The organism is Pseudonocardia sp. C8 (assembly GCF_014267175.1).
GTDB lineage: Bacteria > Actinomycetota > Actinomycetes > Mycobacteriales > Pseudonocardiaceae > Pseudonocardia.
On the sequence record NZ_JACMTR010000002.1, the window covers coordinates 5,976,168 to 5,991,335 of the forward strand.

Genomic DNA, 15,168 nt, shown 5'->3' on the forward strand with positions numbered 1-15,168 from the left:
CGGTCTAGAGCCGACGGAGTCCACTCAACACCCTTTCCATCAGCGCGAGATCCGGCACGTCACCGGGGGTGCTCGCGGTCTGGTGAACGGTCACCGTGCCGCCCGAGGCCATGTCCCCGAGCAGCACCCGGGCCACGCCCAGGGGGAGCGACAGCAGCGCCGCGACCTCCGCGACCGAGCGGGTCTGCTCGACGAGGAGGTCGGCGACGGAGCGGTGCTCCATCGGCAGCCGTTCCAGCTGGCTGCGGGCCCGGTTGCTGACCGAGACGAGGGTCTCGACGGCCAGCTCGTAGCCCGACTTGGTCCGTCCCCGGGTCCACGTGTAGGGCCGCACGAAGGCAGCCCCACCCGCGGTCGGTGGGGACGGTGGGGGCGGCGCCGCTGCCGCAGGGGGGTCGACGGGACCGGGCTGGTGCGCGGACTCCAGCTCGGCCGGCGTGGGGGGCATCCCGTAGGCGGCCGAGCCGCTGATCGGCCCGGTCATCTCGGCCGGCCCGGGCTGCGGGGCCCGGGGCTCCGCCGGTTCCGGCCCGGCGTCCGGCGCGTCGGACGGTGTGCGACCCCATCGCCGCTTCTTCGGTGAGCGCTTCGAGTCGAGGCTGAACCCGTTCATGACGTCAGCGAACGTGGGCTCGGGGCCCGACCCGCCCGGGTCCTGGGTCATCGGATCTCACCCGCTCTGGTCGATCCTCGGATGGGGTGCATGACGCTTCCGGCTCCGGCTGGACCATCAGGGGCCGAACGAGCCCTGCAGCTCCGCGCGGAGCTCGGGGGTGAGCAGCTGGCCGACCCGGTCGACCAGCAGCGTCATCTCGTAGCCGACCAGGCCGATGTCGCAGCTCGGCGAGGCGAGCACGGCCAGGCAGGAACCGTCGCTGATGGACATCAGCAGCACGATCCCACGGTCCATCTCCACGACGGTCTGCACCACGCCGCCGGCGTCGAAACACCGCGCCGCGCCCTGGGTCAGGCTGACGAGCCCGGACGCGACCGCGGCGAGCTGGTCGGCGCGGTCCCGCGGGAGCCGGTCCGACGCGGTCAGCAGCAGCCCGTCGGCCGACACCACGATCGCGTGCGCGACCCCGGGGACGCGCTCGGCGAAGTTCGTGACCAGCCAGCCGAAACGGCTCTGGCTGGGCTGTGCCTGGGGTGCCCTCACTGGTTCTCCTCCGGGTCGGACGGGTTCGATCGGTCGGCGGACGGCTCGGGGGTGCCGTCCGCGGTGGTCCGGGGGGTGCGCGACCGGCCGGCGCTCTCCCGGCCCTGGCGCACCCCCTGCTGGTAGCTGGCCAGGCGACCGCGCACGCTCTCGGCGCTGCGCGACTCACCGGCCGGCGAGGGGCTGAGCACCGTGGATCCTGCCGCACTGCCCGGGAGCAGCCGCGCCCGCGGACGCCGCTTGGGCAGACCGGCGGAGGTCAGTTCGTCCGGACGGTCGCCGTCCTCGACCTCCTGGGCCTGGCGCCACGCCTCGTCCGCGGGGGAGGCGAAGCCGGGGTCACGGCCGTCCTCGGTCGCGGTGCCGGCCCGTGCGGTGGGCGCGGGCTGCTCGGCCGGGCCGTCGGCTCGCGCGGGGCCACCGGACTGCCACCGGACCGGCACCGACCGGTTCGAGCGGAACCAGGCGGAGGCGATGTCGTCGAAGATCGGCGTGGTCTGCTCGACCTCCTGCCCGGTGTACACCCGGGCGGGCTCGAGCGCGCCCGGCCGGCGCAGCTGGCCGCGGTCGCCCTCGACGGGCACCCGCGGTGCGAACAGCTCGTCCGCCGCGGCGCCGCCCGCCCCGGGCTGCGGGGCGGTGGCACCGCGGGCCGGGTACGGCTGGTCGGCCGGGCCACCGTGCGGAGCGTCCGGTGCCCCGGCGCCCGCCGGACCGCCCGGGGTGGGCCCGTACAGGGCGTTGCGGCCGGGGACGCGCTGCGGCAGACCTTGCTGCCCGGGCCCGTGCTGTCCGGGTCCCTGCTGGCCCGGTCCCTGCTGGCCGGGCCCGTGCTGGCCGGGCCGGCGGGTCGGGAGCGATCCCGGCCCCCGGGACGGGCCGCGGCCGGCCGGCATGACCGGGCGGCGGCCGGGGCTGGGCCGGGCCCCGTTCGGCCGGGACGACGGCGGGCCCGCCATCGGCTCCCGCCCGGACGGCCGGACCGTCGGGAAGGCGGCGGTCGTCGGGTCGTGGTCGCCGGTCCCGTCGGTGCCGCTCGTGCTGGTGCCCGCCGCACCGGCGCCGCCGGTGCCGGTGTCCGTGCCGCCGGTGTTTGCGCCGCTGGTGCTGCTGGTGCCGGCGCTGCTGGTGCCGGTGTCGGAGTCTCCGGTGCCGGTGGTGCCGGTGCCGGAGCTGCCGATGTCGCCCCGGTCGGAGCCGGCGGTGCCGGTCTCGCCGCCGGTGTCACCGGCCGTGGAGGCACTGCCCTCGGTGCCGGTGCGCCCGGCGTCACCACCGGTCACGCCGGCGCGGCCGGCATCGTCGCGACGGGCCTCGTCGGGCCGGTCGGTGGCCGTGCTCCCGGCGGTCTCCCCGCCGGATGCTCGCTCGGCCGCCGCCTGCCCGGATGCGGACCGTTCGGCATCGGACCGCTCAGTGGTGGACCGCTCGGTGGTGGACTGCTCGGCAGTCCCGTCCGTGGTGGACCGCTCCGCGGTGCGGTCGGCGGTGCGCGCCGCGCCGAGGCCCGCGACCGCGGCCGCCCCGGCCACGGCCGCACCTGCGGCGGCCGCGCCGGCCGTCGCCGCACCGTTTCCGGTCTCCGCGGGCGCGTCCTCGCCGCTCGGCCCGGTGGATCCGGTCGTGCCGGCCGTCCCCGTGGCGTCCGAGGCTCCGGCGGTGCCGGAGCCCGCACCGGCGGACGCCGGCGTCCCGGTGCCCGTGCTGGTCCCGGCCGACGGCCGGTCGGTGTCGCCACGATCGGTGGATCCGGCTGCGATCGAGCCGGTCGCCGTGGAGCCGGTCGTGGTCGAGCCGGTGGCCGCGGAGCCGGCCTCGGCGGCCCGGGCACCGGACCCCCGCTCGGCGTCCGTGGCCCCGGCCCCCTCCGCGGAACCGGGCAGGGTGCTGCCGGCCGACCCGTCGGCGGTGGTGCCGGACCCGGTCGTGCCGGTCGACCCGGCGTCACCCGTGTCGGGGGCCGCGGTGGTCGCCGCCCGGGCCTCGGCCGGCGCGTCCGCGAACCCACCGGGCAGGTCGATCTCCCCGGTCTCCCCGGTGACGTCCTGCCCGGCCGCGTCCGCCCGGTCGGCCGGCGCGTCCCCGGCGGCGGGCGGCGGACCGTCCCCGGTCGCCGCGTCGATGACCACGGTGTCGTCCATCTCGCCGCCGGCCGGCCGGCCGGTGCCGGACCGTGCCGCGGCCGCCCCGGCGAAGCCGAGCCCGAGCCCGAGCGCGGCGGCGGTCCCGGCCCCGGCCGACCGGGGGGCGTCCCCGGCGTCCGTGGCCGTGCCGCCGGCGGTGTCGCCGCCGGTCGGCGCGTCGTCCCCGGTGCGGGTGCCCGGCCGGCCCTGCAGGGCGTGCGGGCCCGTGCCGGTGCGCTCGTCCGCACCGCCGGCCTCCTCGGCCGGGGTGAACATGTCGGCCGGTCCCCGGTCGTCGTCGCGGGACGGCGAGAACGCGTCCAGCCCGCCCGGGGCGACCCCGTTCGCCGACGCTTCCTGTCCGCTCGGCGCATCGCCGGCGGCATCCGAGGCGCTCTTGCGGAGCGACGAACCGGGCGTGCGGGTCGGCAGCGCGGCGGCGGCGCCGTTCCGGGCACCGCCGGTGACCGTTGTGCCCGCCTCGAACGTCGGCGTCAGCGGGCCGTCGGAGCCCGCCACCAGCGACGGCAGCGACCCGCTCCGGCCGGCGCCGTTGACCGCCCCGGCCGGCACCGGGGCGGCGCCCTCCGCGGCCTCCGGGGCCTCCGGCGCGGGCGGCGCCGCGGCCGCGGCCTGCGGCGGCGGGCCGGCGTCGAGGTGCTCCTCGGGCCGCTGCGCGGACGGCACGAGCTGCGCCGGCACCGTCACCGACGCGCTCAGGCCACCGGACCCGCCACCGACGGCAGCCGACGCGAGCCGGACGCCGACGTGGTGCCGGGCCGCCAGCCGTCCGACCACGAACAGGCCCATCCGGCGCGAGGCCGACACGTCGACCTCGGCGGGGCCGGAGAGCCGCTGGTTGGCGTCGGCGAGCTCGGCGTCGGACATGCCGACACCACGGTCCGAGATCTCGATCAGCAGCGACTCGTCGGCCGTCCTCGTCGTCGACATGACGACCTGCGAGTCCGGCGGCGAGAAGTTGGTCGCGTTGTCCAGCAGCTCGGCCAGCAGGTGGACGAGGTCGTTCGCGGCCCGCCCGGCGATCGTCGCGGTCGGCGGGGTCTGCACGACCACCCGCTGGTACTGCTCCACCTCGGACACCGCAGCCCGCAGGACGTCGACGACCTGCACCGGCGCCACGTTCCGCTTGGCGAGGTCGGTCCCGGCGAGCACCAGCAGGTTCTCGCTGTTGCGCCGCATACGGGTCGCGAGGTGGTCGAGCTGGAACAGGTTCGACAGCTGGTCCGGGTCCTGCTCGTTGCTCTCCAGCTGCTCGATCAGCTGCAGCTGCCGCTCGACCAGCGCCTGGGAGCGGCGGGAGAGGTTGACGAACATGCTGTTGACGTTCTGCTGCAGCCCCGCCTGGTCGGCCGCCAGGCGGATCGCCTGGCCGTGCACGGCGTCGAACGCCCGCGCGACCTCGCCGATCTCGTCCCGGCTGTCCAGCGGCACCGGCTCCACCAGCGCGTTCGGCGCCTGACCCGAGCGCATGGACTGCACGGCCGCCGGCAGCTTGCGCTCCGCGACCTCCAGCGCCGAGCTGCGCAGCAGCCGCAGCGACCGCACCATCTGCCGGCCCAGCAGCAGGATGACGCCACCGGTCAGCAGCAGGGTCAGCATCAGCAGCACCGAGTTGAGGCCCGCGGTGTTGCCGGCCTCCTCGGCGGCCGCGGACCGGGCGTCCACGAGTGCCTGCTCGGCGGCCTCCGTCGACCGCTCGACGGCCTGCCCGGAGCGGTCCACGGCGCCGTTCCATGCCGCCGGGTCCACCGAGGGGGACGGCCCGGCCAGCGCCTGGTCGCGCAGCCGGTTGCGGTCGGCGTCGCCCGGGCCCGCCAGGTCACCGATCGTGCCGGCCTGCTCCGGCGACAGCGAGGACCGGAAGTCCCCGGCCGCAGCCTGGAAGGAGGCCTCGGCCCCGGTGACCTGCGCGCGCTGCACCTCGTCGAGCCGGCCCCCGGACACCGCGCCGTTGATCACCGTGCGTTCGAGCTCGAGCGCCTCGCGGGCGTTCGCGCCCGCGCCGACCGCGCCGGCCAGGCCGCCGGTGTCGGCGGTCTGGAGCCGGCCGACGATCGCCCGGTCGAGCCCGAGCGTCCGCTGCACCACCGAGGTGTAGCGGCTCGTCACCTCGGATGCGGGGGCCGGGCCGCCCGTCACCTGCGCCCGGATGGCGGGCAGCTGCTGCAGCGTCGACTCGGCCTGCTCGCGGGCCGTCGCCAGCTGCGGCTCGTCCGCCGTGGCCGCGTCGAGCTGGGCGGTGGTGTCGCGCAGCGCGGTGTCGGTGGCGCCCTGCGCCCGGTCGACGGCGGCGCGGTCGCCCTGCCGGTTCCCGGCGACGAACGTCACACCGGCGTTCCGCTCGGCCTGCAGGGCCCCGGTGAGCGTCTCGATCTGGCGGTGGACGTCCACCAGGCCGGTGCCCCGGCTCAGGTCCTCGGCCACTCCTGCCTGGTCCATCACCCGGAGCGCCCCGATGGTCAGGGCGAGCACCGTCGGGACCAGGCCGACGACCGCCAGCTTGGCGACCAGGCTCCAGTTCCGCGGGTCGAGTCGCTCCGACCAGGTGCTCGGGCGTTCCGTGCTGGTCACGGTGGTCACGGCGAGGTCTCCCTGTCGGTCTCCGGTCCGGGCACGGGCAGCGCCGTCGGCGCGGCCGGCGCAGCGTCGCTCGGCACGGTGGCTCCCGCGCGTTCCCGGCGGGCAGCGGGCGGTCGTCCCGGCCGTGTGGGGTCGAGGAAGGGGAGCATCAGCTGGTCCGGTGCGCCTTTCGGGGTCACGACGGATCCGTTCGACCGGCTCCGCGCCGACACGGGGCGGCAGTGCCGCGCCCCGGGGGAGCCGGGCGGATATGATCGAGCCGGGTCTCGTCTGTGCATGACGGACGGCTCCGGAGTCTAGCCCCCGTAAGGTGCCCCTCCCGAGTGGCGTATCGCCGGTTCGGGCACCGGTCACGTGATGTGACCCACCCCGACCGCTCGTCTCTGCTCGTCGTCCGGCGGGCCCGTCCAGCTCGAAGAACCGGCGTCGAAGGGATCCGTTCCGTGACCGACGGTCCACTGATCGTGCAATCCGACAAGACCCTTCTGCTGGAGGTCGACCACCCCGATGCGGAAGCCGCCCGGGCCGCGATCGCGCCGTTCGCCGAGCTCGAGCGCGCCCCGGAACACGTCCACACCTACCGGGTCACGCCGCTGGCCCTGTGGAACGCCCGTGCCGCGGGGCACGACGCCGAGCAGGTCGTCGACGCACTCGTCCGCTGGGCCCGCTACCCGGTGCCGCAGCCGCTGCTGGTCGACGTCGTCGACACGATGGGCCGCTACGGGCGGCTGCAGCTGTCGAACCACCCGGCGCACGGCCTGGTCCTGACCGCCCTGGACCGCGCGGTCCTCGAGGAGATCGTCCGGCAGAAGAAGATCACACCGATGCTGGGGGCGCGGATCGACGACGACACCGTCGTCGTCCACCCCTCCGAGCGCGGCCGGCTCAAGCAGGCGCTGCTCAAGGTCGGCTGGCCGGCCGAGGACCTGGCCGGCTACGTCGACGGCGAGGCGCACCGCATCGAGCTCGAGCAGGACGGGTGGTCGCTGCGGGACTACCAGCGCCAGGCCGTCGACGGGTTCTGGGAGGGCGGCTCCGGCGTGGTCGTGCTGCCGTGCGGGGCCGGGAAGACCCTGGTCGGCGCGGCAGCGATGGCCAAGGCCGGTGCGACCACGCTGATCCTGGTCACCAACACCGTCGCGGGCCGGCAGTGGAAGCGCGAGCTGATCGCGCGGACGTCGCTGACCGAGGAGGAGATCGGCGAGTACTCCGGCGAGCGCAAGGAGATCCGGCCGGTCACGATCGCCACCTACCAGGTCGTCACCCGCAAGACCCGGGGCGAGTACAAGCACCTGGAGCTGTTCGACTCCCGGGACTGGGGCCTGGTCGTCTACGACGAGGTGCACCTGCTGCCGGCCCCGGTGTTCCGGATGACGGCCGACCTGCAGTCCCGGCGCCGGCTCGGCCTGACCGCGACCCTGGTCCGCGAGGACGGCCGCGAGGGCGACGTGTTCTCGCTGATCGGCCCGAAGCGCTACGACGCGCCGTGGCGGGACATCGAGGCGCAGGGCTGGATCGCGCCGGCCGAGTGCATCGAGGTCCGGGTGACGATGACCGACGCCGAGCGCATGGCGTACGCGACCGCCGACTCCGAGGAGCGCTACCGCACGGCGTCCACCGCGCACACCAAGCTCGACGTCGTCCAGGCGATCCTGGACCGGCACCGCGGCGAGCAGACCCTGGTGATCGGCGCCTACCTGGAGCAGCTGGAGGCGCTCGGCGAGAAGCTCGACGCCCCCATCGTGCAGGGCTCCACCCGCAACCGGGAACGCGAGAAGCTGTTCGACGCGTTCCGCCGCGGCGAGATCGACCGGCTGGTCGTCTCCAAGGTCGCGAACTTCTCGATCGACCTCCCGGAGGCGACGATCGCGGTGCAGGTCAGCGGCACGTTCGGGTCACGGCAGGAGGAGGCCCAGCGGCTCGGACGGCTGCTGCGGCCCAAGTCCGACGGCCGGCAGGCGCACTTCTACTCGGTCGTCTCCCGGGACACGGTCGACACCGACTACGCCGCGCACCGGCAGCGGTTCCTCGCCGAGCAGGGGTACGCCTACCGGATCGTCGACGCCGACGACCTCCTCGGCCCCGCGCTGCCCGACTCCGGCTGACCCGCGGAAACCGGGAGTCCGATTCGTTCCGATCCGGGTGCCGTTGTGCCATCGTCTCGCACATGCCGGCGTCGGAACGGTCCGCGGTGGAGCGGGCCCGGGAGCGGGAGCACCTCCTGGACTCCCTGCTCGCCGAGCGGGACGGCCTGGAGACCGTCCTGGACCGGGTCCTCGCCCTCGACGGGACCGCCCGCATGGTCCGGGAGGCCGCCGGGCTGGACGCGGCGTTCGTCGCCGACATCGACCGGCCCGGCCGCGCCGTGGTCCGCTGGCAGTGCGGCAACCGGACCGACCTGCTGCAGGACCTGGTGGTGCCGGAGGGGCGCGGGATCGGCGGCCGGGCGATCGCGCTCGGCGTCCCGGTCCGGGTCGACGACTACCTGACCTCGTCCACCATCACCCATCACTTCGACGTCCCGGTGCTGCACGAGAAGCTGGGCGCGATGCTCGCGGTGCCGGTGCTGGACACCGGCCGGGACGGCACGGCGCGCCCGGTGGCCGTCGCCTACGGCGCACTGCGGCACGCCGCGGTGATCGGCGACGACGCGGTCGACGCGGTGGAACGGGTCGCGGCCCAGGCGGCCAGGGCGCTGCGGCTGGCCGAGCGGGCCGAGGCGGGGCGGATCACCGCGGTGCTGGCCGAGCGGCAGCGGATGCAGGCCTCGCTGCACGACTCGGTCGGCGCGATGCTGTTCTCGATCGGTGCCCAGGTCCGGGACCTGCGGGCCGCGCTGCCGGACAACCCGGAGCTGGCCGGCCAGTTCGGCCGGCTGGAGGCCGACGTCTCGGCCGCCACCACCGCGCTGCGCGAGGCGCTGCTGGCGCTGTCCGAGACCACCCCGGAGCGCGCGCTCCCGGTCGAGCTGGCCGAGCACTGCCGCAGCTTCTCGGCCCGGACCGGGGTGCCGGCCCGGTTCGTGCAGCTCGGCCCGGTCGAGCCACTGGACCCGGAACGCACCGCGGTCCTGGTGGCCGCGGTCCGGGAGGGCCTGCTGAACGTCGAGAAGCACGCCGCGGCGCGGACCGTGGTGGTCAGCCTGGGAGCCGAGTCCGGCACCGTCCAGGTCGCCGTGGCCGACGACGGCACCCCGCCGGACCGGGACGGGCCGGCCGGCCCGACCGGGGTCGGCATGCGGATGCTGGCCGAGAAGGCCGCCCGCACCGGCGGCCGCGCCGTGCTGCTGCGCGACGAGGACGGCGGCAGCACGCTGCGCGTCACCGTCCCGCTGCCGCCCCGCCCGGAAGGGGAGCCGTCGTGACCGCCGCGGTCCCGCGCCCGGCCCCGGCCGAGCCGGCCCGGGTGCTGGTGGTCGACGACCACCCGGTCGTCCGGGACGGGGTGGCGCTGCTGCTGCGTGACGAACCCGGCCTCAGCGTGGTGGGCTCGGCGGAGAACGGCCAGGCCGCACTGGCACTGGCCCCCGAGCTGCGGCCGGCCGTCGTGCTGCTCGACCTGCGGCTGCCCGACCTGTCCCCGACCGAGGTCACCGTCCGGCTGCGGCGCATCTGCCCGGAGGCGCGGATCGTGGTGTTCACCGCGCACGGCGACGGGCCGGCCGTGCAGGCCGTCCTGGACGCCGGCGCGCACGGCTGCCTGCTCAAGGACGCCGCCGCCACCGACCTGGCCGCCGCGCTGCGGCGGGTGCTGGCCGGCGAGCGGGTCGCCGACCCGCGGATCGCGCTGCACGGCCCGGCCCCGGCGGCCGCGGCCGGGCTGACCCGGCGCGAGATCGAGGTGATCCGGCTGGCCGCCCGGGGCCTGACCAACCCGGAGATCGCCGCGCGGACCGGCCTGGCGCGCAACACCGTCAAGACCTACCTGCAGTCGGCGCTGCACAAGCTGGGGGCGCGCAACCGGATCGAGGCGATCGTCCGGGCCGCCGAGCTCGCCCTGCTGTAACCGCACGGGCACGGAGGGTCCGCCGGTCCCGGCGGCTCGGTAACGGTGCGTTCACGAAACCCCCGCACCTCTCCACATGGAGGTACTCCGGCGGTGTGACCCATCCCACGATGTGCGCCTCGCATGCAGTCGTCGGGAGGGGAGCCACGACCCGTGGATGATCGAGGGTGCTGAACGTGCAGGGCCTGACCGTGCGGTACGGCCGCGCGGTGCAGGCGCTGAGCGACGTCGACCTGGAACTTCCCGACGACGGCGTCCTGGCCGTCCTGGGCGGGAACGGGGCCGGCAAGTCCACCCTGCTGCGGGCGATCTCCGGGACGCTGCGGCTGCACGGCGGCGCGGTGACCGCCGGCGAGGTGCGGGTCGACGGCGACCGGATCGACGGACTCGACCCGGCGCTCGTGGTCCGTCGCGGGGTGGTCGCGGTGCCCGAGGGGCGCCAGGTGTTCGCCGGGATGACCGTGGAGGAGAACCTGCGGGCCGGCGGGCTGGGCACCCGGTCGTCGGCGGTGCGGGCGGCGGCCCGGGAGCGGATCCGGGAGCTGTTCCCGGTGCTGACCGAGCGGGCCCGCCAGCCCGCCGGCCTGCTCTCCGGCGGTGAGCAGCAGATGCTGGCCATCGGCCGGGCACTGATGTCGGGGCCGAGGCTGCTGCTGCTCGACGAGCCGTCGCTGGGCCTGGCCCCGCAGATGGTGGGGCGGATCGCGGCGATCATCCGGGAGATCCACGAGCAGGGCACCGCGGTGGTGCTGGTCGAGCAGAACGCGACCATGGCGCTCGGCGTCGCCGACCACGCCGTCGCCCTCGAGGTCGGCCGGGTCGCCCTGTCCGGCCCGGCCCGGGAGCTGGCCGAGAGCGACGAGGTGCAGCGGCTCTACCTGGGCGGGCACGCCGAGTCGGCCGAGCAGGCGGAGGTCGAGGGCCGGGCCGCGGCCGCGCACCGCGGCGCGGCCCCGACGCTGGCCCGGTGGTCCGGGTGAGCGCCCCGGAAACCGCGGCCCCGCGGACCGGGCGCGACGACGTCCCCGAGCTGCGGGTCGACGCGGTCAGCCTGCACTTCGGCGGCATCCGGGCGCTCGACGACGTGTCGTTCACCGTCGTGCCCGGCACCGTCCACGCGCTGATCGGCCCGAACGGGGCCGGGAAGTCCAGCTGCTTCAACGTGATCTGCGGGGTGTACCGGCCCACCGCGGGCCAGGTGCTCCTCGACGGGGAACCGATCACCGGCCTCCCGCCGCACAAGCTGGCCGGCAAGGGGATCGGCCGCTCGTTCCAGAACCTCGCGCTGTCCCCGCACTCGTCGGTGCTGGACAACGTGATGCTCGGCCGGCACGTCCTGACCCGGGGCGGGTTCCTCACCGGCGGGCTGCGCCTGCCCGGCCGGATCCGCGAGGAACGCCGGCACGCCGACCGGGTGGCCGACATCTGCACCTTCCTCGGCATCGGTCACGTTCTCCACCAGCCGGTCGGCGCGCTGCCCTACGGCGTGGCCAAGCTCGTCGACATCGCCCGCGCGCTGGCCGTCGAGCCCCGCGTGCTGCTCCTCGACGAACCGGCGGCCGGGCTCAACGCGGCCGAGACCGCCGAGATCGCCGTGACCATCGGCAACCTGCGCGACGCGCTGGGCATCTCGGTGCTGCTCGTCGAGCACGACATGGGCCTGGTCATGGGCATCGCCGACCGGGTCAGCGTCCTGGACTTCGGCCGGCTGATCGCCGACGACGTGCCGTCCGCGGTGCAGGACGACCCCGAGGTCATCCGCGCGTACCTCGGCACGGGGGAGGAGTCCTAGTGGGCACGTTCGTGCAGCTGCTGGTCAACGGGCTGGGGAAGGGGGCGGTGTTCGCGCTGCTGGCCCTGGGCTTCGTGGTCATCTACAAGTCCACCGAGGTCATCAACTTCGCGCACGGCTCGCTGGCCCTGATCGGCGGGTACGTCATCGCGTTGACCCACGAGACGCTGGGGTTCTGGCTCGCCGCGCTGCTCGGCATCGTCGGGGCCGCGGTCGCGGCGCTGCTGGTGGAGCGGCTGCTGCTGGCCCGCAGCCGCAACGCCGACCCGGCGGCGCTCGCCCTGCTGACGATCGGGGTCGACGTCGTCGTGGTCGAGGACGTGTTCCGGCGGCTCGGCACCCGGGTGCCGTTCCTCGGCGCCCCCTGGGACGCGCGCCCGATCCGCATCGCCGGGGTGGCGATCTTCTCCACCCAGCTGGTGGCGCTGCTGGTCGGGCTGGTGCTGATCACCGCGTTCTTCCTGGCCTTCCGGTACACGAACTGGGGCGTCGCCATGCGGGCCCAGGCCGAGAACCGGGAGGCCGCGGCGCTGATGGGGATCCGCAGCTCCCGGGTGACCGCGACGGCCTGGCTCGTCGGCGGGGCACTGGCCGCGGTGGCCGTCACGTTCATCGTCACCCAGGACTTCTCCGGCAGCGGCCTGTCCCGCACCACGCACGCGATCGCGTTCGCGGCGTTCCCGGCCGCGATCATCGGCGGGCTCGACTCGACGGCCGGCGCGGTCGTCGGCGGGATCGTGGTCGGGCTGACCCAGGCGCTCACCGAGGTCTACGTGTCGATCCCGTTCGCCAAGGTCGCGGTGTTCCTGGTGATGCTGCTGGTGCTGGTCGTCCGCCCGTCGGGCCTGTTCGGGAGCCGGGTACTCAGCCGTGTCTGACGCCGTGACCGCTCGTTCCTCCGCGCCGTCCACCGACCCGGAGCCGGACGCCACCGGCCCGGCCGGTCACGGCCGCGCCCCCGCAGGCGGGATGCGGTGGGTGCGCCGGGCGGCCTGGCTGGTGCTGCTGGTGCTGCTGCTCGTCCTGCCGCTCTACGTGCAGCCCGCCCTGCTCGGCGCCGGGCGCTTCGTGATGGTCGGCGTGGTCGGTGCGATCGGGCTCACCCTGGTGATCGGGCAGGCCGGCCAGCTGTCCCTGGCGCACGCGTTCTTCCTGCTCGTCGGCGGCACCGCCTACACGGTGCTGGCCGGCAGCACCGGGCAGGAGGGCGCGGAGCACGTCGTCGGGCTGGGCCTGCCACCGGTGATCGCGCTGGTCGGCGCCGTGGCCGTCTCGGCACTGGCCGGGCTGGCGTTCGCCCCGGTCGCCGGCCGGCTGACCGGGATCTACCTCGGTGTGGCCTCGCTGGCACTGGTGTTCGTCGGCTTCTACCTGGGGCAGGCGCTGCCCGCGCTGACCGGCGGCCCGGCCAGCGGGCGCAACCCGGAGCCGTTCTCGCTGTTCGGGTTCCCGTTCACCAACGAGGGCCGGTTCGAGGTGCTCGGCGTGCCGTTCCGCGAGGAGGAGCGGCTCTGGTACCTGTTCGTGGTCCTGACCGTGGTGGCCTACCTGCTGGCCCGCGGTGCGGTGAACAGCCGGGTCGGCCGGGCCTGGCGGGCCGTGCGGGACAACCAGGTCGCCGCCGGGGTGCTGGGCGTGAACGTGCTGCGGGCCAAGGCCGGGGCGTTCGCGGTCAGCGCCGGGTACGCCGGCCTGGCCGGTGTGATGCTGGTCCTCTGGTTCGGGCTGCTCAAGCCGGACGAGAGCGAGTTCGGCAGCTACGGGCTGAACACGTCCATCGCGTTCCTGGCGATGGCGATCATCGGCGGGCTCGGGTCGGTGCCCGGGGCCGTGGTGGGCGCCGTCGTCGTCTACGGCACCCAGCAGCTGCTCACCCTGTACGCCGACGACCTGGGCCTGGGCGGCGACGCGCTGTCCGGGTTCAGCCCGACCGTGGTCAGCCTCTACGTCTACGGCCTCGCGGTGATCGTCGTCGTGCTCTTCGAGCCCGGCGGCCTGGCCGCCATCGGCCGGCGCGTCGCCGCCGCCGTCGACCGGCGGATGCACCGCCCGTCTCGTGATGGAGAGGAACAACGATGACTCGACGTCGAATGTCCGGGCGCCCCGCGCCGGGCCGTGCCCGGGCGCTGGCCGCCGTCGCCCTCGCGGCCGCGATGGTCCTGGCGGGCTGCGGCACCCGCGGCGGGGACACCGGTGGCGGCGGTGGCGGCAACATCGCCACCGACGTCGGCGTCAGCGCCGACACGATCACCCTGGGCGTGCTGGGTGACACCTCCGGCCCGTTCCGCAACCTGGGCACCGGACTCGTGCAGGGCAACCAGCTCTGGGCCGACGACATCAACGCCGCAGGCGGCATCTGCAACCGGCGGATCGCGCTGGACGTCAAGGACAGCGGCTACAAGGCCGACGTCGCCACGACCCAGTACCGCCAGCAGGAGCCGAACATCCTCGGCTACCTGCAGCTGCTCGGCTCCCCGATCAACGCGGCCCTGCGCGGGAACCTGGAGAGCGACCAGGTGACCTCGCTGGCCCTGTCCTGGTCGTCGATCATCCTGGACAACCCGTACCAGATCATCCCGGGCACCACCTACGACCTCGAGATGGTCAACGGGATGGCGTTCCTGCAGCAGCAGGGCAAGCTCGCCGACGGCGACACCGTCGGGCACATCTACATCGGCGGGGAGTACGGCGACAACGGCCTGCTCGGCGCCCAGGCCTACGCCCAGCAGCACCGGCTGAAGCTGCTGCCGGCGAAGGTCGCCGCCACCGACACCGACATGTCCAACATCGTCACCGGCTTCCAGGGCCAGGGGGTCAAGGCCATCCTGCTGACGACCACCCCGGCGCAGACCGCGAACGCGCTGAACGCGGCCCGGACGCTCGGGCTCAACGTGCCGGTGCTCGGCAACAACCCGACGTTCGACCCGGCGGTGAACCTGGCCGGTGCCGCGGCTCAGTCGGTCGGCAACCTCTACGTCTCGGCCAGCTCGGTGCCGTACTCGGCCGCCGTGCCGAAGGCCCAGGAGATCCGGACCAAGTTCACCGCCAAGTTCCCGCAGGCCACCAAGAACGCCGGTGTCCCGTACGGCTACGCCGGCGGCCTGGTCTGGCAGCAGATCCTCACCAAGGCCTGCCAGAACGGTGACCTGACCCGGGCCGGCGTGCACGAGGCGTTCACGACCGCCGGCTCGATCACCACCGACGGCCTGGTCGCGAGCCAGCTGGACTTCTCCAGGCCCGGGTCGCCGCCGAGCCGCTCGGTGTTCATCGGGCAGGCCGACCCGAGCCAGGAGGGCGGGCTGCGCCAGGTCTCCGAGGTGTTCAGCGCACCGGAGGCGGCCTCCTACAAGGCCCCGCACGAGCGCTGACGCCCACGAGCGCCGGCGCTGCGGCGCAGGCGCACCCCGCTCCGGCCCGTGCGCGGGTGCGGGGTGCGCCCGGCCGGCCCGGGCCGGTGCCCCTGAGCGGGCCCGGCACCGGTTCCGGGT

The 15,168-nt window shown here is 75.3% G+C and carries 11 protein-coding genes; 8 read left to right on the forward strand and 3 right to left on the reverse strand.

Going from position 1 to position 15,168, the window contains the following annotated elements; genetic code table 11:
• Positions 1-4: 4 nt before the first annotated feature.
• The 3 genes from H7X46_RS28435 to H7X46_RS30445 all read right to left on the reverse strand — a co-directional run bounded on the left by H7X46_RS28435 (position 5) and on the right by H7X46_RS30445 (position 5,883).
• Positions 5-664, reverse strand: coding sequence for a DUF742 domain-containing protein (locus tag H7X46_RS28435; protein ID WP_186362265.1), 660 nt, complete (start codon positions 662-664; stop codon positions 5-7).
• A gap of 66 nt (positions 665-730) precedes the next feature.
• Positions 731-1,159, reverse strand: coding sequence for a roadblock/LC7 domain-containing protein (locus H7X46_RS28440; RefSeq protein WP_010235343.1), 429 nt, complete (start codon positions 1,157-1,159; stop codon positions 731-733).
• Complete coding sequence (locus H7X46_RS30445) at positions 1,156-5,883, reverse strand: nitrate- and nitrite sensing domain-containing protein (RefSeq protein ID WP_186362266.1); 4,728 nt, start codon at positions 5,881-5,883, stop codon at positions 1,156-1,158. The genes H7X46_RS28440 and H7X46_RS30445 overlap by 4 nt, the downstream gene beginning before the upstream one ends.
• Before the next feature lie 443 nt (positions 5,884-6,326).
• On the opposite strand from H7X46_RS30445, the gene H7X46_RS28450 reads away from it, so the two are divergent.
• The 8 genes from H7X46_RS28450 to H7X46_RS28485 all read left to right on the forward strand — a co-directional run bounded on the left by H7X46_RS28450 (position 6,327) and on the right by H7X46_RS28485 (position 15,048).
• Positions 6,327-7,988 (forward strand): DNA repair helicase XPB, encoded by a 1,662-nt coding sequence (locus tag H7X46_RS28450; protein WP_186362267.1) that lies wholly within the window; start codon positions 6,327-6,329, stop codon positions 7,986-7,988.
• Positions 7,989-8,050: 62 nt separating this feature from the next.
• Positions 8,051-9,247: a histidine kinase gene (locus tag H7X46_RS28455; RefSeq protein ID WP_186362268.1), complete on the forward strand. Its 1,197-nt coding sequence runs from the start codon at positions 8,051-8,053 to the stop codon at positions 9,245-9,247.
• Positions 9,244-9,888 carry a response regulator transcription factor gene (locus H7X46_RS28460; RefSeq protein WP_186362269.1) on the forward strand — a complete coding sequence of 215 codons (645 nt, stop codon included), beginning with the start codon at positions 9,244-9,246 and terminating at the stop codon, positions 9,886-9,888. The genes H7X46_RS28455 and H7X46_RS28460 overlap by 4 nt, the downstream gene beginning before the upstream one ends.
• Positions 9,889-10,055: 167 nt before the next feature.
• Positions 10,056-10,868 (forward strand): ABC transporter ATP-binding protein, encoded by an 813-nt coding sequence (locus H7X46_RS28465; RefSeq protein WP_186362270.1) that lies wholly within the window; start codon positions 10,056-10,058, stop codon positions 10,866-10,868.
• Positions 10,865-11,680 carry an ABC transporter ATP-binding protein gene (locus H7X46_RS28470; protein WP_186362271.1) on the forward strand — a complete coding sequence of 272 codons (816 nt, stop codon included), beginning with the start codon at positions 10,865-10,867 and terminating at the stop codon, positions 11,678-11,680. The genes H7X46_RS28465 and H7X46_RS28470 overlap by 4 nt, the downstream gene beginning before the upstream one ends.
• Complete coding sequence (locus tag H7X46_RS28475) at positions 11,680-12,558, forward strand: branched-chain amino acid ABC transporter permease (protein ID WP_186362272.1); 879 nt, start codon at positions 11,680-11,682, stop codon at positions 12,556-12,558. The genes H7X46_RS28470 and H7X46_RS28475 overlap by 1 nt, the downstream gene beginning before the upstream one ends.
• A gap of 4 nt (positions 12,559-12,562) precedes the next feature.
• Entirely contained in the window at positions 12,563-13,759 is a 1,197-nt protein-coding gene (locus tag H7X46_RS28480; protein WP_370589033.1) for a branched-chain amino acid ABC transporter permease, read from the forward strand.
• A complete protein-coding gene (locus H7X46_RS28485; protein ID WP_255426238.1) occupies positions 13,756-15,048 on the forward strand; it encodes an ABC transporter substrate-binding protein in 1,293 nt (430 codons plus the stop codon). The genes H7X46_RS28480 and H7X46_RS28485 overlap by 4 nt, the downstream gene beginning before the upstream one ends.
• Positions 15,049-15,168 lie beyond the last annotated feature (120 nt).

Coding starts and splice junctions, on each gene's coding strand:
- H7X46_RS28455 (WP_186362268.1), top strand. CDS start 8,051: ATGCCGGCGTCGGAACGGTCCGCGGTGGAGCGGGCCCGGGAGCGGGAG.
- H7X46_RS28485 (WP_255426238.1), top strand. CDS start 13,756: ATGACTCGACGTCGAATGTCCGGGCGCCCCGCGCCGGGCCGTGCCCGG.
- H7X46_RS28435 (WP_186362265.1), bottom strand. CDS start 664: ATGACCCAGGACCCGGGCGGGTCGGGCCCCGAGCCCACGTTCGCTGAC.